Genomic DNA, 26,437 nt, shown 5'->3' on the forward strand with positions numbered 1-26,437 from the left:
CAACCGTCTTAGGAGTGTCCTGCTCATGGCTGCAGATCAGGGGCCCGTCGGCACCTCCCCCGCCGCTCCGGTCGTCACTGTCGCCGGTCCGCGCGTCCACCGGGCGGAGGAGGTGCTCACTCCGGAGGCCGTCGCCTTCGTCGTCGGCCTCCATCGCGCCTTCGAGGACCGCCGGCAAGAGCTCCTGGCCAGGCGGAAGACCCGCCGCGCCGAGATCGCGGCAGCCGGCACGCTGGACTTCCTCCCCGACACCGCCGACATCCGCGCCGGGGACTGGAAGGTCGCCGAGGCGCCCCGCGCCCTCCAGGACCGCCGGGTCGAGATCACCGGGCCGACCGACCGCAAGATGGTCATCAACGCCCTCAACTCCGGCGCCAGGATCTGGCTCGCCGACTTTGAGGACGCCACCTCCCCGACCTGGGAGAACGTGGTCAGCGGCCAGGTCAACCTGATCGACGCCTACGAGGGCCGGATCGACTTCACCACCCCGGCCGGCAAGGCCTACGCCCTCAAGCCCGCCGCCGAACTCGCCACCGTCGTGGTCCGCCCGCGCGGCTGGCACCTGGACGAGAGCCACCTGCTGGTCGACGGCACCCCGGTCGCCGGCGCCTTCCTCGACTTCGGCCTGTACTTCTTCCACAACGCCGCCCGGCTGCTCGCCAAGGGCGCCGAGGACCCCAACTCCGGGCCGTACTTCTACCTGCCGAAGACCGAGAGCCACCTCGAGGCCCGGCTCTGGAACGACGTGTTCACCCACGCCCAGGCCGCACTCGGCATCCCGCACGGCACCATCCGCGCCACCGTCCTGATCGAGACCATCACCGCCGCCTTCGAGATGGACGAGATCCTCTACGAGCTGCGCGACCACGCGGCCGGCCTCAACGCCGGGCGCTGGGACTACCTGTTCTCGATCGTCAAGAACTTCCGCGACGCCGGCGAGCACTACATCCTGCCGGACCGCAACAGCGTCACCATGGCCTCGCCGTTCATGGCCGCCTACACCCGCCTGTTGGTGCAGACTTGCCACAAGCGCGGCGCCCACGCGATCGGCGGCATGGCCGCGTTCATCCCCAGCCGCAAGGACCCCGAGGTCAACGCGGCCGCGCTCGAGAAGGTCAAGGCCGACAAGGACCGCGAGGCCGGCAATGGCTTCGACGGCTCCTGGGTCGCCCACCCGGACCTGGTGCCGGTCGCCCGGGCCTCCTTCGACGCGGTGCTCGGCGAGCGGCCCCACCAGAAGGACAACCCCGGCCCGTCCGAGCCCGTCACCGCCGCCCAGCTGCTCGACATCGCCGGCGCCGGCGGCACCTGCACCCACGCGGGACTGCACAACGCCGTCCAGGTCGGCGTCCGCTACATCGAGGCCTGGCTGCGCGGGATGGGCGCGGTCGGCATCTTCAACATGATGGAGGACGCTGCCACCGCCGAGATCTCCCGCTCGCAGATCTGGCAGTGGATCCACAACGGGGTCGTGCTCTCCGACACCGGCGAGAAGGCCACCGCCGAACTGGTCCGCAGCCTGGTCGCCACGGAACTGGCCGAACTCCTCGCCGAGCTGGGCGAGGATGCCTACCGTGCCGGCCGCTGGCGCGAGGCCGCCCAGCTCTTCGAACAGGTCGCCCTGGCCGAGGAGTTCGCGGACTTCCTGACCCTCCCCGCGCTTCCCCTGCTGGGCTGAGCCCAATCTAATCCGCCGGCTCCGCCGCTGACGCCTGCCAGGCTGTAGCACTCCGGCGGCCCGTTACTCCGTTCCGTACGGCGACGAATCCACCTGTCCTCTCATCGCCGTACGGAACGGCCTTTTCCTCGCAAGGAGTTCACCCATGCCGCGCATCTTCTTCAACGGCCAGGCGATGGTCGGCGGCCCGTTCCACGCCAAGGTCGCCGACGCGCTGATCGGGCCCGCCCGGACCGCTCCCGGCTACCGCTTCTTCTCCATCGACCACAGTGGCGGCACGGACGTCTGCCCGGGGCTGCTGCCCGACCCGGACGTCGACACCGCCATCGAGGGCGAGCTGTACGACATCAGCCTGGAGCGGCTGCGGGACGTCGTGCTGCCCGGCGAACCGCGCGAGCTGGAGCTGGGCGTGATCACGCTGGAGGACGGCTCCGCGTGCTTCTCCATGCTGCTCGCCCGGGGCGAAGTCGAGCGCGGCGTCCACCGCGAGATCACCCACCACGGTGGCTGGCGCACCTACCTGTCGACGATCGGGCGCGCGGCCTGACGGCGGACGGATGACGGCGGACGGATGACGGCGAACAGATGACGGCGACCAGATGACAGATGACAACTTTCGTCATCTGTCATCTGGTCGCTGTCGTCTGTCATCTGTTCGCTGAGGCTCCCCGCCCGGAGTTCGCCCCCGAGCTCGCCGGGGTGGGGGCGGGTCGGCGCCGGGCACGCCGCGGCCCCGGACCCTCGCCGTGGGTCCGGGGCCGCGGTCCGCGCACCCGCTGTGGGGTGCGCGGAGTCCGGGGGCACACCGTCCCTGGGTGCCCTCGGAGTCCGAGGGGTGTCAGACCGGTCGGGCCGCCAGCTCCCGGGCGGCGCGGGCGCAGTCGCGCGCGATCCGGTCCTCGTTGACGGTGGTCAGCTGCCCCTTCTCGACCACCGCGTTGCCGTTGACGAACAGCGCTGACAGCGGCGGCAGGGCGCCGAAGGTGAGCGCGGCGATCGGGTCGGCGATGGAGGAGTGCATGACCCCGTCGATCTTCCACAGCGCCAGGTCGGCGAGCTTGCCGACCTCGATCGAGCCGATCTCGTTCTGCCGGCCGAGCACCCGGGCGCCGCCCATGGTGCCGAGGCGCAGCGCCTGGCGTCCGGTGAGGGCGGTGGGGGAGCCGTGCAGCCGGTTGATCAGCAGGGCGTTGCGCAGCTCGGTGCCGAGTTCGCCGGACTCGTTGGAGGCGGTGCCGTCCACGCCGAGGCCGACCGGGACTCCGGCCCGGAGCATGTCGGGTACCCGGGCGATGCCGGCGGCGAGGCGGGCGTTGGAGGAGGGGCAGTGGGCGACGCCGGTGCCGGTCTCGGCGAACTTGGCGATGTCGGAGTCGTTCATGTGGACGCAGTGGGCCATCCAGACGTCCTCGCCGAGCCAGCCGACCGACTCGAAGTAGTCGGTCGGGCCCATGCCGAACAGCTCCTTGCAGAACTGCTCCTCCTCGGCGGTCTCCGAGCCGTGGGTGTGCAGCCGGACGCCCTTGCGGCGGGCGAGTTCGGCGGACTGGCGGAGCAGGTCGGTGGAGACCGAGAAGGGCGAGCAGGGCGCGATGGCGACGTGCAGCATCGAGCCGAAGGAGGAGTCGTGGTACCGGTCGACGGCGGCCTCGGAGGCGGCCAGGATGTCGTCCAGCTCCTCGACGGCGTGGTCCGGCGGCAGGCCGCCGTCCTTCTTGCTGCGGTCCATCGAGCCGCGCAGCGCGGTGAACCGCAGGCCGAGCTCCTGGACGGCCTCGATGGAGGCGCCGAGGACGTCGCCGCCGTCCTGGGGGAAGACGTAGTGGTGGTCGGAGGCGGTGGTGCAGCCGGACTTGAGCAGCGCGGCGGCGGAGCCCTGGCTGGCGGCGTGGACGAGCTTCTCGTCGATCCGGGCCCAGGTCGGGTAGAGGGCGACCAGCCAGTCGAACAGGATGTTGTCCTGGGCGAGGCCGCGGGTGATCCACTGGTAGAAGTGGTGGTGGGTGTTGACCAGGCCGGGGGTGATCAGGTGGCCTTCGCCGTTGATGCGGCGCACCACGTTGTCCAGCCACGCCGGGGCGGCGCCGTCGCCGACCGACTCGATCGTGTTGCCGAGGATGACCACGTGGCCGCGGGCGTACTCGGTGTCGTTGGCGTCGACGGTGGCGATCGCGACGTTCTCGATCACGATCCGCTGGTCGGCGGGCGGGGGCTGGACTGCCATGGTGTCTCCTAGTGGGGGAGGGCCGGGAGGAGGGCGCGTCGGGGCGAGGCGCGCTCCTCCCGGACCGGTCAGGACGGTGTCGCCGTCGGCACCGTCGCGCCGGAGCCCTCGCCGGATCTGGACCGGCGGGCGGCTCCGACGTGGTGGAAGAGCAGGTTGAGCAGGACGGCCATCACGCAGCCGGCCGAGATCCCCGAGTGCATCAGGGTCCTTACGGCCTCCGGGAAGGAGTCGTAGAACGTCGGCGCGGCGATCGGGACGATGCCGACACCGAGCGAGACCGACACCAGGATGGTGTGGGAGCTGGACTCCATGCCGGCCTCCGCGAGGGTGCGGATGCCGCTGGCCGCGACCGTGCCGAAGAGCACGATCCCGGCGCCGCCGAGAACGGGCTGCGGTACCAGGGAGACGACCGAGCCCAGCACGGGGAAGAGCCCCAGCAGGACCAGGATGCCGCCGCCGGCCGCGACCACGAAGCGGCTGCGGATCTTCGTCAGCGCGACCAGCCCGATGTTCTGGGCGAAGGCGCTGGCGGCGAAGCCGTTGAAGACGGGGCTGAGCGCGGTGGCCAGGCCGTCGGCCCGCAGGCCGGCGGCGAGGGTGGTTTCGTCGGCCTCGCGGTCGACGATCTTGCCGAGCGCGAGCATGTCGGCGGTGGACTCGGTCATCGAGACCACCATGACGATGCAGAGCGAGACGATCGCGGCCGCGTCGAACATGGGCGCGCCGAAGTGGAACGGGGAGGGGAGCGCGAAGACCTTCGCGTCCCGGACCGCGCCGAAGTCGGCCAGCCCCAGCGGGAAGGCGATCAGGGTGCCGAACGCCAGGCCGACGAGCAGGGACAGCTGCTGCCAGAAGCCGCGCAGCAGCCGGTTGCAGAGCACCACCGCGGCGAGGGTGATCGCGGCGAGGCCGATGGCCCGCATGGAGCCGTACCCGGGGGCGCTCGGCGAGCCGCCGCGAGCCCAGTTGACCGCCACCGGAAGCAGGGACACCCCGATGAGGGTGATCACGGTGCCTTGGACGACCGGGGGGAAGAACCGGATGAGCTTGCAGAAGTACGGCGCCGCGAGGAAGCACAGGGCCCCCGCGACGATCACCGCTCCGAAGATCACCGGGAGGGCGTTCTTCGGTCCGTGTTCGTTGGCGATGGCGATCATGGGCGCGACCCCCGCGAAGGAGACGCCGTTCACGAACGGCAGTCGCGCGCCGATCTTCCAGACCCCGAGGGTCTGGAGGAGGGTGGCCAGTCCGGCGGTGAACAGGCTGGCCGATATGAGCAGGGCGAGTTCGGCGGGCGAGAGCCCGACGCCGGCGCCGACGATGAGCGGGGGTGCGACGACCCCCGCGTACATCGCGGCGACGTGCTGGAGTCCGGTGGAGAACAGTTTCACCGGGGGCAGCAACTCGTCCACGGGGTGGGTCCCGGGCCCGGACTCCTCGCCGGGGAGGCTGGTGGAGGTGTCCGGGCCAGGGGGTCCTGCCGGGGTGGAACCGCCGTCTGTACTGGTGTTGCTGGGTGCCATGTCGAGCCCCTCTTGTGCCCGTGGCTCCCGGCGCGCCCGTGGCGCTGGAGTGCGGCTGGTGGTGATGTGGCCGAGGACGGGACGGCGGTGCAAGGATTCCTCGGCCGGCCTCTCCAGTGCCCCGGGCCGGCCGCCGCGAGGCAGACACGAACTCCGGTGGGTGGGGGTGGAGAAACTGGTGGTGCGGGTGATACGGATAGCGCAGGTGCTGCCGGTGGTGCGGATGGACCGGCCCGCCCGGACTCGACCGGCCTGAGGGGGCCGGCGGGTGCGGCGATTCCGGGCGGTGTCCACGGTGGTGGGGGAGGTCAGGCGACCGGGATGACCGGGACGACGCCCTCGCGGTGCACGGTGCCCTCGATCAGGCCGTACATGCGGTCCGCGGCGTAGTAGACCTCGTTGTCGTTCTTGAGGCCGAAGGGCTCCAGGTCGACGAGGAAGTGGTGCTTGTTGGGCAGCTCGAGGCGTACCTCGTCCACCTCGGCGCGGTTGTTGAGGACCCGGGTGCCCATCGCGTGCAGGGTCTGCTGCAGCGAGTAGGAGTAGGTCTCGGCGAACGCCTCCAGCATGTGGCGCTTCACGTGGGCGTAGGAGCGGTTCCAGTTGGGCTGGGCCTCGCCGTCCTTGCCGCTGTAGCCGTACTTCCAGCGGGCGGTCACCTGGGTGGCGAGGATGCGGTCGTACGCCTCCTGCAGGGTGGTGTACTTGTCCTTGATGTAGCCCCAGAACTCCGAGTTGGTGGAGTTCATCACCACGAGGTCCTTCAGGCCGGAGATGACCTGGACGGACTCACCGTCGTAGAAGATCTCGGTGGTGCGGACCTCCTGGCCGCTGCGGACGAAGGAGTGGCCGACCTCCTCCGAGCCGATGAAGCGGGCCGAGCTGTCCGGCGTCTTGATCCGGTCCCAGGTGTACTCCTCGATCCGGATCCGGGCGCCGTGCACGACGCCGCGCTCGGTGTTGTCGACGAAGTGGCGCGCCAGGATGATGCCGAAGGCCTCGGCCGACTCGATGCCGTACTCCTTGGCGAAGGCGTAGACGGTGTTCTTGGTGGTGTCGGTGGGGAGGCAGTTGGCGTTGGACCCGGTGAGGTGGACGTCCTCGAACTCGCCCTGGAGGGAGACCGAGACGTTCAGGTCCTTGATCTCGTGCCGGGTGGAGTCGCGGGAGACCCGGACGATGCGGTTCTCCGCCTTGCCGTACTGGTTCTGACCGAGCACGTGGGCCATGACGTGGCTCCTAAAGCTTCCAGGTCGGTCTACTAGCTTCCGCGGTAGACCGAGTATCCGAACGGGTTGAGCAGCAGCGGCACGTGGTAGTGGTGCTGTTCGGGCGCGACCGTGAAGACGATCGAGACCTCGGGGAAGAACGGCGGCTCCGACGACTTGAGCGCGTAGTGGGCGCCGGTGTCGAAGAGCAGCCGGACGACCGAGCCCGCCTCCACGGCCGGCAGGTCCTTGACCCGGCCGTCGGAGTCCGTGGCGGAGGTGCCGAGCACCTGCCAGCCACCCTCGGTGTGCAGTGCGAGCTCGACCGGGACACCCTCGGCCGGGCGGCCGAGGCTGGTGTCGAGCACGTGGGTGGAGATGCCAGTCATGGGTGAAGTGACCTTACTGATGGCAGATGTGATGGTGCGCCAGTTCCCGAGCGACCTGGCCGGGCGCGTGAGCGACGACTTTGTTCATGACGGTACGTCAGAAGTGCGGTCAGGGGCCGTCGATCAGGCGGTTGAGGCGGATGTCGTTGATCTTGCGCAGCTCCCCGCGGACGATCTCCGCCTCGGTGGCGGCGTCGTTGGGGTGGCGCTCGCGCAGGGCGGCGAGCATGCCGACCGCGGTGCGGCCGGTCGCGCAGATCAGGAACACGTGGCCGAACTTCGCCTCGTAGGCGGTGTTGGCCTCGCGCAGTTCGTCGAGGACCGCTTGGTCCACGCCCTGGATTCCGGCCTGCTCGCGCTCGGAGGTGGCGTCGCCCGTCTTGGGCTTGCCGATCCGGGCGTGGCCGGCCATCGCGTCGCGCAGGTCCTCGGCCGTCAGCGACGCCATGGCCGCCGCGTTGGCGGCGAGCAGGGCCTCGCGGTCGGACCAGGGCTTGGCCTCCGCGACCGCGGCGGCCCAGCGGGGGCTGGAGCATACCTCCAGCAGGATCGCCTCCAGCTCCGCGGCATCGGCCGCGGCCAGGGCGTCAAGGGCGTGGGGGTGGTTGGTCACGAGTGGACCTCCTGAAGAGTGGTGCCACCCGCAAAAGCTAGATCGACCCCACCCGGGCGTCAACACTTTGTTGAACGGTTGGTGGTTACGTTTTGAACCGGCCCGGGATGCCGGGCCCTTTCGTGTGCGATTCGCCAAGTGTGCCCCGCCGCGGGCCGATCCAGACTGGCCGTACCGGCGGGGTCACCCGTTCGGAAAGTCCCGTCGGTCAGGAGGGCTTCGAGCCGTCCTGGCGGTTCAGGTAGTTGTACACCGTGAAGCGGCTGACGCCCAGGGCCGAGGCGACCGTCTCGACGCCGTGGCGGACGGTGAAGGCGCCGCGCTCCTCCAGGAGGGCGACGACCCGCTGCTTCTCCAGCCGGTCCAGCTCGGCCAGCGGGCGGCCGTCGAACTGGCGGGTCATCTCGGCCAGCAGTCGGTCCAGCGCGCTGCTCAGGTGCGGCAGCCGGACGGCCAGCGCCGGCGTGCCCTCCCACTCCAGGACGACGTCCTCGGTCTTGGCCTCGTCCAGCGGGACGGGCGTCGCGCCGACCGCGTCCAGCAGCGGCTTCATCGCCGCGGCGAGCGGGTGTTCCACATGCTCGGTCACGGCGTACCGCCCTCCTCGTCCAGGACGCTGACCTGGACGGAGATCCGGGTTGCCCCGGCGTCCAAGGTCTCCCGGAGCAGCTTGGTCACCGCGGCGAGGACCTGTTCGGCCTCGCCCTCGGCGCCGGTCCCGAAGGGGCCGACCGACACGGCCAGGCCGGCGTCGTCGACGGCCCTGCGGGCCGCCGCGGCGTGCTCCGGGAACGTGTCCAGTTCGAACGGTTCTGTCGTGAACTCCACCATCAATCGCACGGGATCACTGTATCCAGCGAGGGTGCGGGCGGGCAGGGGCTGGGCGATCGAACAGTCGCGGTACCAGCGGCGGAGCACCCTCCGAGCGTCTTCAACAAAATGTTGCGACGCCCTTGACACTCGCTTCATCGGCCGGAGATGCTTCCACCACACAGAATCCCTCTTCCGGATCGTGGAAGTTGCGGATGACGGAAGAGAGATGAGAGGTGATTGACGTGACGGCCGCTGCCAAGCACCACTACACGGTCAACCTGTCGATCCTGTTCGGCGAGCTGCCGCTCCTGGAGCGCCCCGCCGCGGCAGCCGCGGCCGGCTTCACCGCCGCCGAGCTCTGGTGGCCCTTCGGGGAGGAGCACAACCCCTCCGAGGCCGAGCTCGACGCACTCCGCAAGGCGTTCACCGACGCCGGGGTACGGCTCACCGGCCTCAACTTCCTGGACGACCTGAGCAAGGGCGCCCGCGGTACCGTCTCGGTTCCCTCCGAGCGGGACCGCTTCCGGGCCAACGTCCCGGTCGCCGCGGAGCTCGCCGGCTCGCTCGGCACCAAGGCGCTCAACGCGCTGTACGGCAACCGGGTCGAGGGCGTCGAGGCGGCCGAGCAGGACGCGCTCGCACTGGACAACCTGGTGCTCGCCGCGAAGGCCGCGCACGAGGTCGGCGCGATCCTGCTGATCGAGGCCCTGAACCAGGCCGAGTCCCCGGACTACCCGTTGGTCTCGGCCGCCGCCGCCGTCGAGGTGGTCGACAGGGTCAACGCCGCCACCGGCCTGGGCAACGCCCGGTTCCTGTGCGACCTGTACCACCTGGCCAAGAACGGCGAGGACCTGGCGCAGGTCATCGAGACCTACGCCGACCGCATCGGCCACGTGCAGATCGCCGACAACCCGGGCCGCAACGAGCCCGGCACCGGCGGACTGGACTTCGAGGACCTGTTCGCCCGGCTCACCGCCGCCGGCTACACGGGCCCGATCGGCCTGGAGTACCGCCCCTCCACCGGCGTCAGCGCCGACAGCTTCGGGTGGCTGCCGCGCGAGCTGCGCGCCGCCGAGTAGCGCCACTCGGCTCTCGGCCGACCCACCCGACCTCCCACCCGCACACGTAAGGAACTCGACGCGATGAGCCGCAAGATCGCCTTCATCGGCCTCGGCATCATGGGCAGCCCGATGGCCGCCAACCTGGTCAAGGCCGGCCACCACGTCACCGGCTTCAACCTCACCCAGCCGCAGATCGACGCCCTGGTCGCGGCCGGCGGCCACGGCGCCACCTCCATCGCGGACGCGGTGAAGGACGCCGAGGTCGTCATCACCATGGTCCCGGCCGACCCGCACGTCGAGCAGGCCATCCTGGGCGAGGGCGGCGTACTGGAGAACGTCCAGCCCGGCACCCTGGTGATCGACATGTCCTCGATCACCCCGCAGACCTCGATCAAGGTCGAGGCGGCCGCCAAGGCCAAGGGCGTCCGGACGCTGGACGCCCCGGTCTCCGGCGGCGAGGCCGGCGCCGTCGAGGCCGTTCTGTCGATCATGGTCGGCGGCGCCGCCGAGGACTTCGCCGAGGCCAAGCCGCTGTTCGACGTGCTGGGCACCACGATCATCCACGTCGGCCCGGCCGGCGCCGGCCAGACCGTCAAGGCCGCCAACCAGCTGATCGTCGCCGTCAACATCCAGGTGCTCGCCGAGGCCGTGGTGTTCCTCGAGAACGCCGGCGTCGACCTGCAGGCGGCCCTGGACGTCCTCGGCGGCGGCCTGGCCGGCTCGACCGTGCTCAACCGCAAGAAGGCGAACATGCTGAACCGCGAGTTCGCCCCGGGCTTCCGGATCGACCTGCACCACAAGGACATGGGCATCGTCACCGACGCCGCCCGCGCCGTGGGCGCCGCGCTGCCGGTCGGCGCCGTGGTGGCCCAGCTGGTCGCCTCCGCCCGCGCCAACGGCGACGGCTCGCTCGACCACTCGGCGCTGCTGCGCGGCGTCGAGCGGCTCTCCGGCCGCGAGGTCAAGTAACACCCCCGGGGGCTCCCGTGCGGAGCCCCCGGCCCGAAGCTCCTCCTGGCGGCGTGTACCCATCCGGTCGTGCCCGCGTCGCCAGGAGGTTTGACCCGACCGGCGTGCGGGCTGGGGCTCATCCGCCCGCCCGCCGGTCGATCCAGCCGGTGATGCGTACTCCCTTCCAGGGGGCACTTCGGTCGTGCCTGCGCGTCGCCTGGCCCCTTCCCCGCCGAGGGGAGCCTCTCGTACGTCGGAAGCGGGACGAGGGGAACGGCGGGGAGGGGGTCGCACCCTCCCGGGGTCTCCGGCCCCTCCCAGGCCGACCAGGCCCTCCCGGGGCCTCCGGACCCTCCCGGGCCGGAACGGCCGAGGGGGTCGCACCCCCGGACCCCCGGGCACATGCTTGACGCACGTCGCAGTACCACCGCCACACCCGTACGGAAGCGAGGACCGCATCATGCCGCCCACCCCCCGCCAGGGCCATGTGGTCGTCGCCCCCGACAAGTTCAAGGGCACCCTGGAGGGTGCCGAGGTCGCCGCCCGGATCGCCGCCGGCATCCGGCGCGCCGCGCCCGGCACCGAGGTGCGCGAGCTGCCCGTCGCCGACGGCGGCGAGGGCACCCTGGCCGCCGCGCTCGCGGCGGGGTTCGACCGCGTCCCGGCCAAGGTGGCCGGCCCGACCGGCCTGCCGGTGGACGCCGCGCTCGCCGTCCGGGGCGACACCGCCGTGGTCGAACTGGCGCAGTCCTCCGGGCTCGCCCGGCTGCCCGGCGGCCGGACCGCCCCGCTCGCGGCCGGGTCCTACGGGGTCGGCCAGCTGATCGCCCGGGCCGTCTCGCTCGGCGTCAAGCGGATCGTGCTGGGCCTCGGCGGCAGCGCCTGCACGGACGGCGGGGCGGGCATGGTGCAGGCACTCGGAGTGCGTCTGCGCGACGCCGAAGGCGCCGAACTCCCGCCCGGCGGAGCCGCGTTGCGCAGGCTTGCGGAGATCGACCCGGGCCCGCTGGCCGACGGCCTGCGCGGCGTCGAGATCGTGGTGGCCTGCGACGTGGACAACCCGCTGCTCGGGCCGCGCGGCGCCACCGCCGTGTACGGCCCGCAGAAGGGCGCCGACGGCGACGACCTGGTGGTCCTGGAGGAAGGACTGACCCGGTTCGCCGACCTGGTCGCCGAAGCCACCGGACGGGACGTCCGGGAGGCCCCCGGCGCCGGCGCCGCGGGCGGGGTGGGCTTCGCGGCCCTCGCCCTGCTCGGCGCCACCATGCGACCCGGCATCGAGCTGCTGCTCGACCTGCTGGGCTTCGACGAGGCCGTGCGTGGGGCACGCCTCGTCGTGACCGGCGAGGGCTGCCTGGACGCTCAGACGCTCCACGGCAAGGCCCCCGCCGGAGTTGCCGCGGCGGCCGCCCGGGCGGGGGTTCGGGTGGCCGCCGTGGCAGGTCGACTGGAACTCGCCGAGCCCCAGTGGCGGGCGGCCGGCTTTACCGCCGCGATCGCGCTGACCGACCTGGCCGAACAGCCGGGGGACAGCATGACCAGGGCCGCCGAGCTGGCCGAAGTCGCGGGGGAGAAGCTGGCCGGCGAGCTACTGGCGCGCTGAACCCTCGTACGTTCATCCATTGACGTTTTGTTGAAGGCGGGCCTAGGCTCCCGGCAATCCCTCGCCTCCTCCCGCGTTCGACCACCCTCGAACCACCCGAGAAGCACCCGAGAAGCACCCGAGAACCACCAGAGAAGCACCCTCGGACACCTCTCCACCCGCCCCCAAACCACCCCCCAACTCCCAGGTTTCGGAGGTCTCCCATGCCTTTCAGCCAGCCGACGGTGATCCGCTCCCGACGGGTCGTCCTGCCCGACGGCGAGCGCCCCGCGGACGTGCTGATCCGGGACGGGAAGATCGAGCAGATCGTCGCGCACGGCTCGCTCACGGTCGGCGACCGCGAGCTCGCCGACCTCGGCGACACCGCCCTGCTGCCCGGCCTGGTCGACACCCACGTGCACGTCAACGAGCCCGGCCGCACCGAGTGGGAGGGCTTCGCCACCGCCACCCGGGCCGCCGCGGCCGGCGGCGTCACCACGATCATCGACATGCCGCTCAACTCGATCCCGCCCACCACCACGGTGGAGGGGCTGCTGGCCAAGCGGAAGACCGCCGAGGGCCAGGCCTGGGTCGACCTCGGCTTCTGGGGCGGTGCCGTCCCCGGCAACGTCGCGGATCTCGAACCCCTGCACCGCGAGGGCGTGTTCGGCTTCAAGAGCTTCCTCGCCCCCTCCGGCGTGGACGAGTTCCCGCACGTCGAGGCCGCCGACCTGGAGGCCGCCCTGGCCGAGCAGGCCCGGATCGGGGCGCTGGCGATCATCCACGCCGAGGACCCGACCGTCCTCGCCGCCGCCCCGCAGCAACCCGGCGTCCACTACCGGGACTTCCTGGCCTCCCGCCCCGCCGACGCGGAGACCGCGGCCGTCGCCCACCTGCTGGACACCGCCCGGCGCACCGGCGCCCGGGTGCACATCCTGCACGTCTCCTCCGCCGCCGTCCTGCCGCTGCTGCGCCAGGCGCGCGAGGACGGCGTCCGGGTGACCGCCGAGACCTGCCCGCACTACCTGACCCTCGCGGCCGAGCAGGTGCCCGACGGCGACACCGCCTTCAAGTGCTGCCCGCCGATCCGCGACGAGTCCAACCGGGACGCGCTCTGGGAGGCCCTGGCGAACGGCGAGTTCATCGCCGTCGTCTCCGACCACTCGCCGTCCACCCCCGACCTCAAGCTGCTGCCCGAGTACGGCGGCAACGGGGACTTCGCGGCCGCCTGGGGCGGCATCGCCTCGCTGCAGCTCGGCCTGCCGGCCGTCTGGACCGAGGCCCGCCGCCGCGGCCACACCCTGTCCGACGTCGTGCGCTGGATGTCCGCCGGACCGGCCGAACTGGTCGGCCTCACCGGCACCAAGGGCGCCATCGCGCCCGGCCACGACGCCGACCTGGTCGCCTTCGACCCCGACGGCGAGTTCGCCGTCCACGCGAGCGGCCTGCACCACCGCAACCCGGTGACCCCGTACGCGGGCCGGACCCTCACCGGCGCGGTGCGCGGCGCCTGGCTGCGCGGCCGCATGGTGGACACCGGAGCCCGGCCCTTCGGCCGGCAGCTCGCCCGGCCCGCCGCCCCTGCCACCCCCCGTACCACCGCCCGGGCCACCGCGCGGACCACCACCCGTTCCACCACCCCGTCCGATCGCGCCTGAAACCGAACGCGCCTACAGAGGAGAGTCAGTGACCACTGCCGACACCCCGAGTGCTCCCTTCACCGAGCTGGTCAACCTGGCCTCCCGGCTGCTCGGCGCGGGCGTCGTCGCCACCAACGAGGACACCTTCGCGGACGCCGAGAACCTGCTGGTCGCCAAGCCGGCCGAGTTCCGCCCGCACACCTTCGGCCACAAGGGCCAGATCATGGACGGCTGGGAGTCCAAGCGCCGCCGCGGCGTCTCCGCCGAGCAGCCGCACCCCACCGACCAGGACCACGACTGGGCGATCGTCCGGCTCGGCGCCGGCGGCGTGATCCGCGGCGTGATCGTGGACACCGCCCACTTCACCGGCAACTACCCGGAATCCGGGTCCGTCGAGGCCGCGTCCGTACCCGGCCACCCCTCGCCCGAGGAACTCGGGGACGCCGAGTGGACCACGATCGTGCCGCGCACCCCGCTGCGGGGCGACACCGCCCACGAGTTCGCCGTCGAGGACGGCACCCGCTACACCCACGTGCGGCTGAACATGTACCCGGACGGCGGCATCGCCCGGCTGCGCGTGCACGGCGAGGTGCTGCCCGACCCGCGTGAGCTGGACGGCCTCACCTTCGACCTGGCCGCCCAGGAGTACGGCGGCATGGCCGAGGCGGCGTCCGACCGCTACTTCTCCTCCCCGCACAACCTGAACGCTCCCGGTCGCGCCTCCGTCATGGGCGAGGGCTGGGAGACCCGGCGTCGGCGCGACAAGGCCAACGACTGGGTGCAGATCGCCCTGGCCGGGGGTGGTGAGGTCCTGGCCGCCGAGGTGGACACCACCCACTTCGTCGCCAATGCCCCCGGCTGGGCCGACCTGATCGGCTTCGACGCCTCGACCGGAGCCGACCCGGCCGCCGGCGAGTGGTTCGAACTCCTGCCCCGCACCCGCCTGCAGCCCGACACCCGGCACCGCTTCCGGCTCGACACCGGACGCCCGGTGACCCATGTGCGCATCAACGTCTACCCGGACGGCGGGCTCGCCCGCCTCCGGCTCACCGGCCGCCTCACCGAGGCCGGCCGCGCGGCCCTCGCGCTGCGCTGGTTCAACGCCGTCCCGGCTGCCGAGGCCGCCACGGCCCTCACCGAGGCCGGGCTGACCGCCGACGAGGCCGCCGCGCTGACCGCCGCCCGCCCGCTGGCGGACCCGGCCGCGGCCGGCGCCGCCGTCGCGGTGCTCCAGCCGGGCGACGGCCCCGACGGCGAGCGCTCCTCCCGCCGCCGCTCGGCCGTCTGGCGCCTGCTCGGCGCCTGAAGCGCCCACCCACTGAAGTGTGACGGCCCGCCAGTCCACTCTCCACGCACCGCTCTTATCGACACCTGAAGGACCCTCCATGTCCAAGATCCTGACCACGGAGTCCGGCGCCCCCATCGCCGACAACCAGAACTCGGCCTCGGCCGGCGAGTACGGCCCGCTGCTGATCCAGGACCAGCAGCTGCTGGAGAAGCTGGCCCGGTTCAACCGCGAGCGCATCCCGGAGCGCGTCGTGCACGCCCGCGGCTCCGGCGCGTACGGCTACTTCGAGGTCACCGACGAGGTGTCGCAGTACACCCGGGCGGACTTCCTCGCCGAGGTCGGCAAGCGCACCGAGGTCTTCCTGCGCTTCTCCACCGTGGCCGGCAACCTGGGCGCCAGCGACGCGGTGCGCGACCCGCGCGGCTTCGCGCTGAAGTTCTACACCGAGGAGGGCAACTACGACCTCGTCGGCAACAACACCCCGGTGTTCTTCATCAAGGACCCGATCAAGTTCCCCGACTTCATCCACTCGCAGAAGCGCGACCCGTACACCGGCGTGCAGGAGGCGGACAACGTCTGGGACTTCTGGGCCCACTCGCCCGCCTCGACCCACCAGATCACCTGGCTGTTCGGCGACCGCGGCATCCCGGCCTCGTACCGCCACATGAACGGCTACGGCTCGCACACCTACCAGTGGGTCAATGCCAATGGCGACGCCTACTGGGTGAAGTACCACTTCAAGACCAACCAGGGCGTCCGCTCCCTGGACGGCGACCAGGCCGCCGAGGTGGCCGGCGCCGACGCCGACTCGCACCAGCGCGACCTGCACCAGGCCATCGAGCGCGGGGTGTTCCCGTCCTGGACCCTCTACGTCCAGCTGATGCCGGTCGCCGAGGCGGCGGACTACCGCTTCAACCCCTTCGACCTCACCAAGGTGTGGCCGCACGCCGACTACCCGCTGGTCAAGGTCGGTCGCCTGGTGCTCAACAGGAACCCGGAGAACGTCTTCGCCGACGTCGAGCAGTCCGCGTTCTCGCCGAACAACTTCGTGCCCGGCATCGGCCCGTCCCCGGACAAGATGCTCCAGGGCCGGCTGTTCGCCTACGCGGACGCCCAGCGCTACCGCCTCGGCGTCAACCACACCCTGCTGCCGGTGAACGCCCCGCGCGCCACCGTGGCCGCCAACTACGGCCGCGACGGCCTGATGGCCACCAACGCGGCCGGCCGTGGCAGGAACTACGAGCCCAACTCGTACGACGGCCCGGCCCAGACCGACAACGCGCTCGCCGCGCCGGTCAAGGTCGATGGCCACACCGGCACCTACACCACGCCGGCTCACAGCAAGGACGATGACTTCTTCCAGGCCGGTGAGCTCTACCGGCTCATGTCGGACGGGGAGAAGGGTCGCCTGATCGCCAACATCGCCGGCTTCCTGGCGCAGGTGACCCGCGACGACATCGTCGAGAAGAACCTCGCCCACTTCCACGCCGCGGACGAGGAGTACGGCGCCCGCCTGGCGGCGGCCGTCGCCAAGCTGCGCTCGGGCGACGAGAGCTGACCGACAGTCACCGACCGACCCCCTTCATCCGCACCACCACCCTCACGGCCGCCGGGCCCGCACCCGGCCGCCGTACGACGGGCCCCTCCCTCCGGGCAGTGGGGGAGGGGCCCGTCGCGGTTTCCGCCGGGTCGCGGTTCCCGGGTCGGGCGGGTCGGCCATGGCTTCCACTGCGTGATCGCCCGGCCGAGAAGTCCCAGGTCGACCGGAGGTTGCTGCACGGAATGTTCACGGATATTCACGGACGGCAGTCGCCGGAGCCACCGGGTCGATAGGCTGGTGCGTGCCCGCGGTCGCTCCGTGGGGGGACATCGGAAGGGGACGACATGTCGACACCAGCCCCGGGTCGTCACGCCGCGCTGGACCAGGGCCTGACCGGCCAGTTCACCTCCCTGCAGCACGCCCTCAGACTGCTGGAGGCGGTCGACCGCCACCCCGACGGCGCCACCCTGGTGGGCCTCGCGCGGGAGACCTCGCTCGGGCTGCCGACCGTGCGGCGGCTCGCGGAGATCCTGGAGATCGAGGGCTACCTCCAGTGTCAGGACGGCGGTTGGGTGCTCGGCGGCACCTTCGCCCTGCTCGGCCAGCAGAACCGGGAGCAGCTGGTCAAGGCCCGGCTCGACCGCAAACTCGCCGAACTCCGGGACGAGTTGGGCGCCGCGGTGTACTTCACCCGGTACCACGACGGCGAGTTGTCGGTGGAGGCGGTCTCGGCGGCCGACTACGCGCCGGCGGTGCAGGAGTGGGTGGACTTCCGGGCCACCGCGCACGCCAGCGCGATCGGCAAGTGCCTGCTCGGCCAACTGGACGCGGACGCCCGGCGCGACCACCTCTCCCGGCACCCGGTCGCCCGGCTCACCTCGCGTACGGTCACCGACGCCGACCAGCTGATGCACCGGTTGGAGCGGCAGCCGGCCACCGTACCGGTGCTGGACATCCAGGAGTACGCGCTGGGCACGGTGTGCGCGGCCGTGCCGATCACGGCGGGCAGTACGGTCGGCTGCCTGGCCACCTCGATGCCGGTGGGCAACGTCCACAAGCTGAAGGCCGCGGCCGAGCTCCTGGCGGCCCGGGCGGCGCCGTTGATGCTGGCGATGGCGGTCTGACGGCGGGGCGGCGGTCGCGTCGGTGAGTTCGCCGCGTGCTTGAGTTCGCCGCGCCCCTGAGTCGTCGCGTTCCTGAGTCGTTGCGTGCATGAGTCGTCGCGTGCATGAGTTCGAGGAAGCCCTGCCGGGAAACCGGTGGGGCTTCCCGCGTTTCCCGTGGTGTTCACCGGTGCACATCACTTATTAGACTCGATGTCGATAAGGGCCGCCGAAACCCTTGTCCCCATCACTACCCGCGAGTACGTTTCCCTGAGCCGAGCCGCCGCCCCAGGTCAGGAGGGCCTGCCATGCCCCGTCCCACCCCCGTCCCCGCCCTCGCCGCCCCCGCCGCGCGCGTGCACGACAGCCTCGTCCTGGAGCCCCGGGACGTCCGCTTCGACTGGGCCCAGCTGCCGCTGCACTGGATCCCGGACGAGCCGATGGCCACCCACGTCATCAACGTGCTGCACCTGCTGCTGCCCGAGGGTGAGCGCTGGTTCGTCAAGGTGTTCAAGGAGGCACTGCCGCTCATCCGGGACGAGCAACTGCGCGAGGAGGTCCTCGGGTTCATCGGCCAGGAGGCCATCCACGCCGAGGCGCACCAGGAGGTCCTCGACCACCTGCTCGGCCAGGGGCTCGACCCGCGGCCGTACGTCCGGCAGGTCTCCTGGCTGTTCCGGCGGGTCCTGGGCGACAAGCCGGGGCTGACGCCGGCGCGGCGGCGGGAGAACGTCATCGAGCGGGTCGCCTTCGTCGCGGCCATCGAGCACTTCACTGCCTTCCTCGGCAACTGGATCCTCAACTCCCCGGGCCTGGACCGGGCCAAGGCCGACCCGACGATGCTCGACCTGCTGCGCTGGCACGGTGCCGAGGAGGTCGAGCACCGCAGCGTCGCCTTCGACCTGATGGTCCACCTGGACCCGGGCTACCTCCGGCGGATCCGCGGGATGGCGGTGTCCGGGCCGCTGCTGGTCCACCTCTGGGTGCGCGGCGCACGCTTCCTGTTGGCCGCCGACCCGACCCTGGCGGGGCGGCTCAAGCCCAGCTGGCGCGAGGCCGGGCGGATCGCGAAGCGCGGCCTGCTGCCGGACCCGCTCGGGTCCCTCCGCTCCGGGCTTCGGTACCTGCGGCCGGGCTACCACCCGACCCAGGAGGGCTCCTCCAGCCAGGCGCTGGGCTACCTCGCCACCTCCCCGGCCGCCCGCGCGGCCGCCGCGAGCGGCTGACGGTCGACGGGCTTCGGCGGACGGGGTTGGGCGAACGGATTTCAGCAAACAGAAGACGTCATCTGTTATCTGTCTGCTGTCATCCGTCGGTTGTCATCCGTCGTCCGTTCGCCGAAGTCCGAAGCCCGAATCCGTCAGCTGTCACCCGCCCTCCTCTCCCGACGCCAAGGACCCCGCCGGATGGACCAGCTCACCCCGCCTCCCGACCTCTACGGCCGCCCGCGCGCCGACGCCTTCATGCGCCGGCTCACGGCCTTCGGCGACCGCTACTCCCCGGCCCTCGGCGGCCCCCTGCTGCGGCGCAACCCCCGCCGCCCGTACAGCCGCCCCCTCCCGCCGCTCCAGCTGGTGGTCACCGCTCGGCGTGAACTCGCCGCCGACGTCGTCGAGTTGCAGCTCGCCGACCCCTCCGGCGGCCCGCTGCCGGCCTGGCAGCCCGGCGCCCACCTGCGCCTCGCCCTGCCCTCCGGCCGCGAGCGCCACTACTCCCTCAGCGGCGACCCGGCCGACCGCGTGGCCTACCGCATCGCCGTCCGGCGGCTGCCCGAGGGCGGCGGCGGGTCCGTCGAGGTCCACGACACCCTGTACCCCGGCGCCCGCCTCACCGCCCGCCGACCGCGCAACGGCTTCGCCTTCTGCGCCGAGCCCGCCGTCCTCCTGCTGGCCGGCGGCATCGGCATCACCCCGCTGCTCCCGATGGCCCGCGAGGCGCAGCGGCACGGCCTGGACTGGCGCCTGGTGCACGTCGGCCGCAGCGCCGACACCCTCCCGTACGCGGACGAGCTGCGCGCCCTCGACCCGCACCGGCTGGTGCTGCGCACCGACGACGAGCACGGCGGCGTGCCCACCGGCGCCGACCTGCTCGCCCACGCCCCGCGCGGCGCCGCCGTCTACTGCTGCGGCCCGGCCCCGATGCTCGCCGCCGTGCAGCGGGCCCTGGACGGATCCCAGGCCACCGCCCTGCACTTCGAGCGCTTCGGTGCCGCCCCGGTCACCGACGGCGCGCCCTTCGCCGTCCGCGTCGGCGCCGACGGCCCGACCCTCGACGTCCCCGCCGACCGGTCCGCCCTGGACGTGCTGCGCGAGGCCCGCCCGGACCTCCCGTACTCCTGCCACCAGGGCTTCTGCGGCACCTGCGAGGTCCGTGTGCTGGCCGGCGCGCCCGACCACCGGGACCGCCGCCTCACCCCCGAGCAGCGCGCCGACGGCGCCCTGCTGCCCTGTGTCTCCCGGGCCGCCGAGGGTGAGACCCTCGTGCTCGACCTCTAGAAGGAGCCCTTGCCATGGCGAAAGCGACCCCCGCCTTCCGCTACACCGAGCGCGACCTCGCCCGCTTCCGTGAGACCCAGCAACTCGCCTACCACTGTGCCGAGCAGGTCGCCGCCTGGATCGAGCCCGGCGTCACCGAGCGGCAGGCCACCGCCGAGCTGCGCCGCCGCCTGGTCGCCGCCGGGGTGCAGGACTTCTTCCACGTCCCCTTCGCCTGGTTCGGCGACCGTACGGCGTTCCGGCACTTCCACACCCCGCTGCAGTTCTTCGCCGGAAACCGGCGCCTCGAGGAGGGCATGCCGTACGTCCTGGACTGCGCCCCCGTCGTGGACGGCTACACCGCCGACATCGGCTACGGCGGCAAGGTGGGCGAGAACCGGGTCTGGGACAAGCTCGCCGCCGACCTCGAGGTCTACCGCGGGCTCATCCTCGCGGAGGTGCGGGCCCGCAAGCCCCTCGACGAGGTGTACGCGGCGGTGGACGCGCAGCTCGCCGCGCACGGCTACGACAACCGCCACCAGGTCTACCCGGGCCGGGTGATCGGCCACCAGGTCACCCGCACCGTCACCCGAGGACCGGCCGGGGTGAACGTCTTCGGCTTCGGCGTGCGCACCCTGCAGACCCTCGGCCGCGAGCTCATCTCCGAGCGGCTGCACGGCCGTTCACCGCTCTGGGCGGACGGCCGGTCGTCCCGGCACGCGCCCACCCCGGGCCTGTGGGCGGTCGAGCCGCACATCGGCTTCCGCGGTGTGGGTATCAAGTTCGAGGAACTGCTGGTGGTCACCGAGGACGACGCCTACTGGCTCGACGACGACCTGCCCCACGTCCGCCGCTGGAACACCGAGGCCACCACGGCCACCGAGGCCACCACGGTCACGGCGGCCACCACGGCCACCGAGGCCACCACCCTCGAGAAGACTGCCGAGCCGACCGCCCTGGAGGCCACCCGATGACGACCCCTACCCGCCGCCGGACCGTCCACTCCGGCGGCCTGCCGCTCGCCGTCTTCGAGCAGGGCGACCCGGACGCCCCCACCGTCCTCCTCGTCCACGGCTACCCCGACACCCACACCGTCTGGGACGACATCGCCGCCGACCTCGCCCGCGACCACCACGTGGTCCGCTACGACGTGCGCGGCGCCGGCGAGTCCGGCGTCCCGGAGGACCGCGACGGCTACCGGCTGGAGCGGCTGGCCGAGGACCTGTTCGCCGTCGCCGACGCGGTCAGCCCGGACCGCCCGGTCCACCTGGTCGCCCACGACTGGGGCTCGGTCCAGTCCTGGGAGGCCGTCACCGCGCCCGGCGCCGAGCACCGGATCGCGTCGTACACCACGATGTCCGGCCCCAGCCTGGACCACATGGGGTACTGGCTGCGCCACCGGCTGCGCCGCCCCACCCCCCGCCACCTGAAGCAGCTGCTCCACCAGGGCCTGCACTCCTGGTACATCACCGCCTTCCACCTGCCCTACCTCGCCCCCGGCGTCTGGCGCCTCGGCCTCGCCCGGGCCTGGCCGCGGGTGCTGCGCGACCTGGAGCACGTCACCCCGCGCGCCGGCCACCCGCAGCGCACCCTGCGCCGCGACGCGGTGCGCGGCATCGAGCTCTACCGGGCCAACTTCCGTCCCACCATGGGCCGTCCGCGTGAGCGGCCGACCGAGGTGCCGGTCCAGCTGATCACCCTCACCCGGGACCGCTACGTCGGCACCTACCTCTCCGAGGGCCTGGAGCGCTGGGTGCCCAAGCTGACCCGCAGGACGCTGCACGCCGGCCACTGGTCGGCACTGCTGGAGAAGGGAGCCACCGTGGCCGGCATGATCCGCCAGTTCACCGCCCGCATCGAGGCCGGGCAGGCCGCGCAGGCCGCGCAGGCCGGGCAGGCGGACCAGGCCGGACAGGCCGGTCAGGCCCAACCCGCCCTGGACGACGGCCGCTTGGTGGTCGTCACCGGCGGCGGCAGCGGCATCGGTCGGGCCACCGCGCTGGCCTTCGCCGAGGAGGGCGCCCGGGTGGTGGTCTGCGACCTGGACCTCGCCGCCGCCGAGCGCACCGCCGAACTCGCCTCGCTGATCGGCCCGGCGGCGCACGCCTACCGGGTGGACGTCTCCGACGGCGCGGCGGTGGACGCCTTCGCGCGGGCCGTCGCCGCCGAGCACGGGGTGCCCGACGTGGTGGTCAACAACGCCGGAATCGGTCACTCCGGGACGTTCCTGCAGACCACCGAGAAGGAGTGGCAGCGCGTCCTGGACGTCAACCTCTGGGGCGTGATCCACGGTTGCCGCGCCTTCGGCACCCTGATGGCCGACCGCGGCCAGGGCGGCCACATCGTCAACATCTCCTCGGCCGCCGCCTACCTGCCCTCCAAGGCGCTCACCGCCTACGCCACCAGCAAGGCCGCGGTGTTCATGCTCTCCGACTGCCTGCGCGCCGAGTTCGTGGGCCACGGCATCGGGGTCTCCACCATCTGCCCGGGCATCGTCAACACCAACATCACCCGCACCTCCACCTTCTCCGCCACCACCGTCGCCGAACAGAGCGCCAAGCGGGCCCGCGCCGCCAAGCTCTACGCCCGCCGCGGCTTCCCCCCGGAGAAGGTCGCCACCGCCATCCTCGCCGCCGTCCGCACCGGCAAGCCCGTCGTCCCCGTCACCCCCGAGGCCAAGGCCGCCCGCTTCCTCTCCCGCCTCAGCCCCGGCCTCCTCCGCCTCGCCGCCCGGCTCAACGTCACCTGACCGCCTCCACGTCACCTGACCGGGGAACGTCGCCGGAACGGGCCAGGCGGCCGTCCATGGGCCTGTGAGAGCATCCAGGCCCATGGAGATGACAACCGCCCTGTGGTCCTTCGCCCTCGTCGTGGGGCTGCTCACGCTGACGCCGGGGCTCGACACCGCGCTGGTCCTGCGGACGTCCGCGTTGGGGCGGCGGCGGCAGGCGTGGGGGGTCGTGCTCGGGATCCAGACCGGGACGCTGATCTGGGGGACGCTGACCTCGGCCGGGGTGACGGCGCTGCTGACCGCCTCGCAGCTGGCGTACGAGGTGCTGCGCTGGGCGGGCGCCGCGTACCTGGTGTGGATGGGCATCGGGATGCTGCGCGACCGGGGTGCCCAGGCGGCCGAGGAGGAGCCGGAGGAGGGCGGGTTCGGGCACGGCTGGCGGCGGGGCACGCTGACCAATCTGCTGAACCCCAAGGTCGGGGTCTTCTACGTGGCCGTGCTGCCGCAGTTCATCCCGGCCGGCGTGCCGCACTTCGCCGCCGGCGTGGCGCTGACCTGCGTCCACGTCGTGGAGGGCCTGCTCTGGTCGACGATCCTGGTGGGCTTCGCCCGGGTGCTGCGCGGTTGGCTGCGCCGGCCGGCCGCGCGCAGGCTGATGGACCGGGTGACCGGTGTGGTGGTGGTGGGGTTCGGCGTCAGGCTGGTGCTGTCCGACTGATCAGGTCGCCCGCTCGGGGTCCGGTGAGTGGCACTCCGCCGAGGTCTTCGAGGCCTACCGCGTGGTGCGGTGAGGCGGTCACGCCGCGTGCGGTGAACCGCTTCCGGCCGGTTCCTCCGAAACGGCGGACACGTCGTGGTGGATCGGCCCGTCTCCGGTGCTCAGTGGCAGGCAGCTGCCGCCGCGGCCGTGGGCGATGATCTCGGCGGCGACGGAGACCGCGGTCTCCTCGGGGGTGCGCGAGCCGAGGTCGAGGCCGATGGGGGAGCGCAGCCGGGCGAGTTCGGTCTCGGTGAGCCCGGCGTCGCGCAGCTTGGCCTGGCGGTCCCGGTGGGTGCGGCGCGAGCCCATCGCGCCGACGTAGCCGACCGGCAGCCGCAGGGCGCGTTCCAGCAGGGGGATGTCGAACTTGGCGTCGTGGGTGAGCACGCAGAGCACGGTGCGTCCGTCGATCCGGCCGAGTTGGGAGTCCAGGTAGCGGTGCGGCCAGTCGACCACGACCTCGTCGGCCTCGGGGAAGCGGCGGGTGGTGGCGAAGACGGGCCGGGCGTCGCAGACGGTGACGCGGTAGCCGAGGAACTTGCCGATCCGTACGACCGCGGCCGCGAAGTCGATCGCCCCGAACACGAGCATCCGCGGCGCGGGCACGTAGGACTCGACGAAGCAGGTGACGGTGCCCTGCTCGTGTTCGTCGCAGGGGCGTCCGTCCAGGCCGAGGACGAGCCGGCCGGTGCGTCCGGCCTCCAGCATGGCCCGCGACTCGGCGATGATCGCCCGTTCCAGTCCGCCGACGGTGGACGGCTTCACGGAGAGTGCTCCGGTGGCGTCGTCGGCGGTGACGGCGAGGGTGGCGCCGAGGAGTCCGCCCGGCCCGGCGATGACCCGCACCAGTGCCACGGGCGTGCCGGCGGCGATGTGCGCGATTCCGGTGTCGAGCCCGGCGTCGGCCCCCGGCACGACCGGCTGGACGAACACGTCGAGGATCCCGCCGCAGGTCAACCCGACCGCGAAGGCGTCCTCGTCGCTGTACCCGAAGCGTTCCAGGACCGGCTCGCCGCTCTCGATCGCGGCCTGGCACAGCTCGTACACCGCGCCTTCGACGCAGCCGCCGGAGACGCTGCCGATCGCCTCGCCGTGCGCGTCGACGGCGAGCGCCGCGCCGGGGTCGCGGGGAGCGCTGCCGGAGACGCCGACCACGGTGGCCACGGCGAAGGCGCGCCCGGCCGCGTGCCAGGCCTGCAGCTGTTCGGCGATGTCCTGCATGGCGGAGGCTCCTTACACGGTTTCGACAGTAGCGGGGACGCCGCCGTACGGGAAACGATCCCGTACGGCGGCGGTGTCGCAGGGAGGGGGCGGTAGCGACCCCCCGGGTCCGGCTAGTGCACGCCGAGCCAGGACTTGATCGGCGTGAGCGCGAAGTACAGGACGAACACGCCGGTGAGGATCCACATCAGGACCCCGGGTTCGCGCCAGCGTCCGACCCCGGCCTTGATGACCGTGTACGAGATGACGCCGGCCGCGACGCCCGCGGTGATGCTGTACGTGAACGGCATCAGCGTGCAGGTGAGGAAGGCCGGGATGGCCACCTCGCGGTCGGACCAGTCGATGTGCCGGGCCTGGCTCATCATCATCGAGCCGATCACGACCAGGGCGGCGGAGGCCACCTCGACCGGGACGATGCCGGCGATCGGCGAGAAGAAGAGCATCAGGGCGAACATTGCGCCGGTGACGGCGGAGGCGAGCCCGGTCCGGGCGCCGTCGCCGACGCCGGTCGCCGATTCGACGAAGACGGTCTGCCCGGAGGCGCCCGCCAGGCCGCCGACCGCGCCGCCGGCGCCGTCGATGAACAGGGCCTTGGACAGCCCGGGCATCCGGCCCTGTTTGTCGGCGAGTCCGGCCTCGGTGCCGACGCCGATGATGGTGGCCATCGCGTCGAAGAAGCCGGCCAGCACCAGGGTGAACACCGCGACCGAGGCGCTGATCGCGCCCATGCCCTTGCCGCCGAAGGCGCCGAACAGGTCGACGTGGCCGAAGAGGCCGAAGTCGGGCGCGGAGACGGGACTGCCGGGCCACACCGGGACGGAGTTCTTCCAGGCGGTGGCGGGCACGTCCGCGACCTTGTTGACGATCACCGCGAGCACGGTGCCGCCGGCGATGCCGATCAGGATCGCGCCGCGGATGCCGCGGGCCATCAGCACGAAGATCGCCAGTAGCGTGAGGCAGAAGATCAGGACCGGCCAGCCGGCCAGCTCTCCGGTCGGGCCGAGCGACAGCGGGGTGGGGCCGCCGGTGTGCATGAACCCGGCCTTGTAGAGGCCGATCACGGTGACGAACAGGCCGATGCCGATGGTGATGGCGTGCTTGAGCGGCAGTGGGATGCCGTTCATGATCTTCTCGCGCAGCCCGGAGACCACCAGCAGCACGATCAGCAGGCCGTAGATCACGCACAGGCCCATGGCCTGCGCCCAGGTGGTGTGGGGGACGACCAGCGCGGAGACCGCGCCGGAGACCGAGAGGCCCGCGGCGAGGGCGAGCGGTACGTTGCCGACGACGCCCATCAGGATGGTGGTGACGGCCGCCGCCAGCGCGGTGGCGGTGGTCAGTGCCGCGTGGTCCAGCTTGACGCCGGTGACGTCCGCGCCGCTCAGGATGAGCGGGTTGAGCAGGATGATGTACGCCATCGCCATGAAGGTGGTGAGACCACCGCGCAGTTCGTTGGCGAGCGTCGAGCCCCGGGCCGAGATCTTGAAGTAGGCGTCCAGCGCGCTCTTCGGGCGTGGGTCCGGGGTCGACGGGTGGGTGTCGTCCTCGGTGGGTCTGTCTTCGGTGGTGCCGGGTTCCGTGGGGATCCTGGGCATGTCCACTCCCAAGTGTCAAAGGGGGTTGGGGTGGGCGAGC

Annotated in this window: 22 protein-coding genes and 1 pseudogene; 14 read left to right on the forward strand and 9 right to left on the reverse strand. The window is 72.2% G+C overall.

Features of this window, described 5'->3' with window-relative positions; genetic code table 11:
• Window positions 1–25: 25 nt before the first annotated feature.
• Both aceB and ACZ51D_RS13225 read left to right on the forward strand, forming a co-directional pair.
• The gene (gene aceB / locus ACZ51D_RS13220) at window positions 26–1,678 is read left to right on the forward strand and encodes a malate synthase A (protein ID WP_465619741.1); all 1,653 of its coding nucleotides are present in this window, start codon (window positions 26–28) and stop codon (window positions 1,676–1,678) included.
• 145 nt (window positions 1,679–1,823) lie between these two features.
• Complete coding sequence (locus ACZ51D_RS13225) at window positions 1,824–2,225, forward strand: allophanate hydrolase-related protein (protein ID WP_360490025.1); 402 nt, start codon at window positions 1,824–1,826, stop codon at window positions 2,223–2,225.
• Window positions 2,226–2,516: 291 nt separating this feature from the next.
• Here the strand turns inward: ACZ51D_RS13225 and ACZ51D_RS13230 are convergent, their stop codons facing one another.
• The 7 genes from ACZ51D_RS13230 to ACZ51D_RS13260 form a co-directional block, all read right to left on the reverse strand.
• On the reverse strand, window positions 2,517–3,902 hold the full coding sequence (locus tag ACZ51D_RS13230) for an 8-oxoguanine deaminase (RefSeq protein ID WP_360490023.1): 1,386 nt from the start codon (window positions 3,900–3,902) through the stop codon (window positions 2,517–2,519).
• A gap of 68 nt (window positions 3,903–3,970) precedes the next feature.
• Window positions 3,971–5,428 carry a nucleobase:cation symporter-2 family protein gene (locus tag ACZ51D_RS13235; RefSeq protein WP_360490021.1) on the reverse strand — a complete coding sequence of 486 codons (1,458 nt, stop codon included), beginning with the start codon at window positions 5,426–5,428 and terminating at the stop codon, window positions 3,971–3,973.
• 308 nt (window positions 5,429–5,736) lie between these two features.
• A complete protein-coding gene (gene pucL / locus ACZ51D_RS13240) occupies window positions 5,737–6,657 on the reverse strand; it encodes a factor-independent urate hydroxylase (RefSeq protein WP_360490019.1) in 921 nt (306 codons plus the stop codon).
• 32 nt (window positions 6,658–6,689) lie between these two features.
• The gene (gene uraH / locus ACZ51D_RS13245; RefSeq protein ID WP_360490017.1) at window positions 6,690–7,025 is read right to left on the reverse strand and encodes a hydroxyisourate hydrolase; all 336 of its coding nucleotides are present in this window, start codon (window positions 7,023–7,025) and stop codon (window positions 6,690–6,692) included.
• A gap of 109 nt (window positions 7,026–7,134) precedes the next feature.
• Window positions 7,135–7,638, reverse strand: a complete 504-nt coding sequence (gene uraD / locus ACZ51D_RS13250; protein ID WP_465662291.1) for a 2-oxo-4-hydroxy-4-carboxy-5-ureidoimidazoline decarboxylase — start codon at window positions 7,636–7,638, stop codon at window positions 7,135–7,137.
• Window positions 7,639–7,846: 208 nt separating this feature from the next.
• Window positions 7,847–8,227 carry a helix-turn-helix domain-containing protein gene (locus tag ACZ51D_RS13255; protein ID WP_465619749.1) on the reverse strand — a complete coding sequence of 127 codons (381 nt, stop codon included), beginning with the start codon at window positions 8,225–8,227 and terminating at the stop codon, window positions 7,847–7,849.
• A complete protein-coding gene (locus ACZ51D_RS13260) occupies window positions 8,224–8,469 on the reverse strand; it encodes a thiamine-binding protein (protein WP_465620007.1) in 246 nt (81 codons plus the stop codon). The genes ACZ51D_RS13255 and ACZ51D_RS13260 overlap by 4 nt, the downstream gene beginning before the upstream one ends.
• Window positions 8,470–8,684: 215 nt before the next feature.
• Between ACZ51D_RS13260 and ACZ51D_RS13265 the strand changes: the two genes are divergently transcribed.
• The 12 genes and pseudogenes from ACZ51D_RS13265 to ACZ51D_RS13320 all read left to right on the forward strand — a co-directional run bounded on the left by ACZ51D_RS13265 (window position 8,685) and on the right by ACZ51D_RS13320 (window position 23,539).
• Window positions 8,685–9,530, forward strand: a complete 846-nt coding sequence (locus tag ACZ51D_RS13265; protein WP_465619751.1) for a TIM barrel protein — start codon at window positions 8,685–8,687, stop codon at window positions 9,528–9,530.
• Window positions 9,531–9,593: 63 nt separating this feature from the next.
• On the forward strand, window positions 9,594–10,481 hold the full coding sequence (locus tag ACZ51D_RS13270; RefSeq protein ID WP_465662292.1) for a 2-hydroxy-3-oxopropionate reductase: 888 nt from the start codon (window positions 9,594–9,596) through the stop codon (window positions 10,479–10,481).
• Between the two features lie 442 nt (window positions 10,482–10,923).
• Entirely contained in the window at window positions 10,924–12,066 is a 1,143-nt protein-coding gene (locus ACZ51D_RS13275; protein WP_465662294.1) for a glycerate kinase, read from the forward strand.
• 203 nt (window positions 12,067–12,269) lie between these two features.
• Entirely contained in the window at window positions 12,270–13,703 is a 1,434-nt protein-coding gene (allB, locus tag ACZ51D_RS13280) for an allantoinase AllB (protein WP_465662296.1), read from the forward strand.
• A pseudogene (gene alc / locus ACZ51D_RS13285) lies at window positions 13,693–14,778 on the forward strand (allantoicase); the annotation flags it as partial. The gene allB and the pseudogene alc, both read left to right, overlap by 11 nt.
• A 292-nt stretch (window positions 14,779–15,070) precedes the next feature.
• Window positions 15,071–16,531 carry a catalase gene (locus ACZ51D_RS13290; protein ID WP_465619759.1) on the forward strand — a complete coding sequence of 487 codons (1,461 nt, stop codon included), beginning with the start codon at window positions 15,071–15,073 and terminating at the stop codon, window positions 16,529–16,531.
• Between the two features lie 326 nt (window positions 16,532–16,857).
• Window positions 16,858–17,637 carry an IclR family transcriptional regulator gene (locus ACZ51D_RS13295; protein ID WP_360489997.1) on the forward strand — a complete coding sequence of 260 codons (780 nt, stop codon included), beginning with the start codon at window positions 16,858–16,860 and terminating at the stop codon, window positions 17,635–17,637.
• A 287-nt stretch (window positions 17,638–17,924) separates the two neighbouring features.
• On the forward strand, window positions 17,925–18,842 hold the full coding sequence (locus tag ACZ51D_RS13300) for a metal-dependent hydrolase (RefSeq protein WP_465619762.1): 918 nt from the start codon (window positions 17,925–17,927) through the stop codon (window positions 18,840–18,842).
• Between the two features lie 180 nt (window positions 18,843–19,022).
• A complete protein-coding gene (locus ACZ51D_RS13305) occupies window positions 19,023–20,111 on the forward strand; it encodes a PDR/VanB family oxidoreductase (protein WP_465619764.1) in 1,089 nt (362 codons plus the stop codon).
• A gap of 14 nt (window positions 20,112–20,125) precedes the next feature.
• Window positions 20,126–21,064 carry a M24 family metallopeptidase gene (locus tag ACZ51D_RS13310; protein WP_465662298.1) on the forward strand — a complete coding sequence of 313 codons (939 nt, stop codon included), beginning with the start codon at window positions 20,126–20,128 and terminating at the stop codon, window positions 21,062–21,064.
• A complete protein-coding gene (locus tag ACZ51D_RS13315; RefSeq protein WP_465662299.1) occupies window positions 21,061–22,839 on the forward strand; it encodes an SDR family oxidoreductase in 1,779 nt (592 codons plus the stop codon). Before ACZ51D_RS13310 ends, ACZ51D_RS13315 begins: the two co-directional genes overlap by 4 nt.
• An 82-nt stretch (window positions 22,840–22,921) precedes the next feature.
• Window positions 22,922–23,539 (forward strand): LysE family translocator, encoded by a 618-nt coding sequence (locus ACZ51D_RS13320; protein WP_465619770.1) that lies wholly within the window; start codon window positions 22,922–22,924, stop codon window positions 23,537–23,539.
• Window positions 23,540–23,617: 78 nt separating this feature from the next.
• On the opposite strand, the gene ACZ51D_RS13325 is transcribed toward ACZ51D_RS13320, so the two are convergent.
• Together ACZ51D_RS13325 and ACZ51D_RS13330 are read right to left on the reverse strand one after the other, a co-directional pair.
• Window positions 23,618–24,802 (reverse strand): XdhC family protein, encoded by a 1,185-nt coding sequence (locus tag ACZ51D_RS13325; protein WP_465619772.1) that lies wholly within the window; start codon window positions 24,800–24,802, stop codon window positions 23,618–23,620.
• Window positions 24,803–24,915: 113 nt separating this feature from the next.
• Window positions 24,916–26,397 carry an NCS2 family permease gene (locus ACZ51D_RS13330; RefSeq protein ID WP_465619774.1) on the reverse strand — a complete coding sequence of 494 codons (1,482 nt, stop codon included), beginning with the start codon at window positions 26,395–26,397 and terminating at the stop codon, window positions 24,916–24,918.
• Window positions 26,398–26,437: the final 40 nt, after the last annotated feature.

The organism is Kitasatospora sp. NPDC033851, from assembly GCF_055576085.1.

What these genes read in the sequence shown, in the direction of transcription:
- aceB (WP_465619741.1), top strand. Translation starts at nt 26, where the DNA reads ATGGCTGCAGATCAGGGGCCCGTCGGCACCTCCCCCGCCGCTCCGGTC.
- ACZ51D_RS13225 (WP_360490025.1), top strand. Translation starts at nt 1,824, where the DNA reads ATGCCGCGCATCTTCTTCAACGGCCAGGCGATGGTCGGCGGCCCGTTC.
- ACZ51D_RS13230 (WP_360490023.1), bottom strand. Translation starts at nt 3,902, where the DNA reads ATGGCAGTCCAGCCCCCGCCCGCCGACCAGCGGATCGTGATCGAGAAC.
- ACZ51D_RS13235 (WP_360490021.1), bottom strand. Translation starts at nt 5,428, where the DNA reads ATGGCACCCAGCAACACCAGTACAGACGGCGGTTCCACCCCGGCAGGA.
- pucL (WP_360490019.1), bottom strand. Translation starts at nt 6,657, where the DNA reads ATGGCCCACGTGCTCGGTCAGAACCAGTACGGCAAGGCGGAGAACCGC.
- uraH (WP_360490017.1), bottom strand. Translation starts at nt 7,025, where the DNA reads ATGACTGGCATCTCCACCCACGTGCTCGACACCAGCCTCGGCCGCCCG.
- ACZ51D_RS13260 (WP_465620007.1), bottom strand. Translation starts at nt 8,469, where the DNA reads ATGGTGGAGTTCACGACAGAACCGTTCGAACTGGACACGTTCCCGGAG.
- ACZ51D_RS13270 (WP_465662292.1), top strand. Translation starts at nt 9,594, where the DNA reads ATGAGCCGCAAGATCGCCTTCATCGGCCTCGGCATCATGGGCAGCCCG.
- ACZ51D_RS13275 (WP_465662294.1), top strand. Translation starts at nt 10,924, where the DNA reads ATGCCGCCCACCCCCCGCCAGGGCCATGTGGTCGTCGCCCCCGACAAG.
- allB (WP_465662296.1), top strand. Translation starts at nt 12,270, where the DNA reads ATGCCTTTCAGCCAGCCGACGGTGATCCGCTCCCGACGGGTCGTCCTG.
- ACZ51D_RS13290 (WP_465619759.1), top strand. Translation starts at nt 15,071, where the DNA reads ATGTCCAAGATCCTGACCACGGAGTCCGGCGCCCCCATCGCCGACAAC.
- ACZ51D_RS13295 (WP_360489997.1), top strand. Translation starts at nt 16,858, where the DNA reads ATGTCGACACCAGCCCCGGGTCGTCACGCCGCGCTGGACCAGGGCCTG.
- ACZ51D_RS13300 (WP_465619762.1), top strand. Translation starts at nt 17,925, where the DNA reads ATGCCCCGTCCCACCCCCGTCCCCGCCCTCGCCGCCCCCGCCGCGCGC.
- ACZ51D_RS13305 (WP_465619764.1), top strand. Translation starts at nt 19,023, where the DNA reads ATGGACCAGCTCACCCCGCCTCCCGACCTCTACGGCCGCCCGCGCGCC.
- ACZ51D_RS13310 (WP_465662298.1), top strand. Translation starts at nt 20,126, where the DNA reads ATGGCGAAAGCGACCCCCGCCTTCCGCTACACCGAGCGCGACCTCGCC.
- ACZ51D_RS13315 (WP_465662299.1), top strand. Translation starts at nt 21,061, where the DNA reads ATGACGACCCCTACCCGCCGCCGGACCGTCCACTCCGGCGGCCTGCCG.
- ACZ51D_RS13320 (WP_465619770.1), top strand. Translation starts at nt 22,922, where the DNA reads ATGGAGATGACAACCGCCCTGTGGTCCTTCGCCCTCGTCGTGGGGCTG.
- ACZ51D_RS13325 (WP_465619772.1), bottom strand. Translation starts at nt 24,802, where the DNA reads ATGCAGGACATCGCCGAACAGCTGCAGGCCTGGCACGCGGCCGGGCGC.
- ACZ51D_RS13330 (WP_465619774.1), bottom strand. Translation starts at nt 26,397, where the DNA reads ATGCCCAGGATCCCCACGGAACCCGGCACCACCGAAGACAGACCCACC.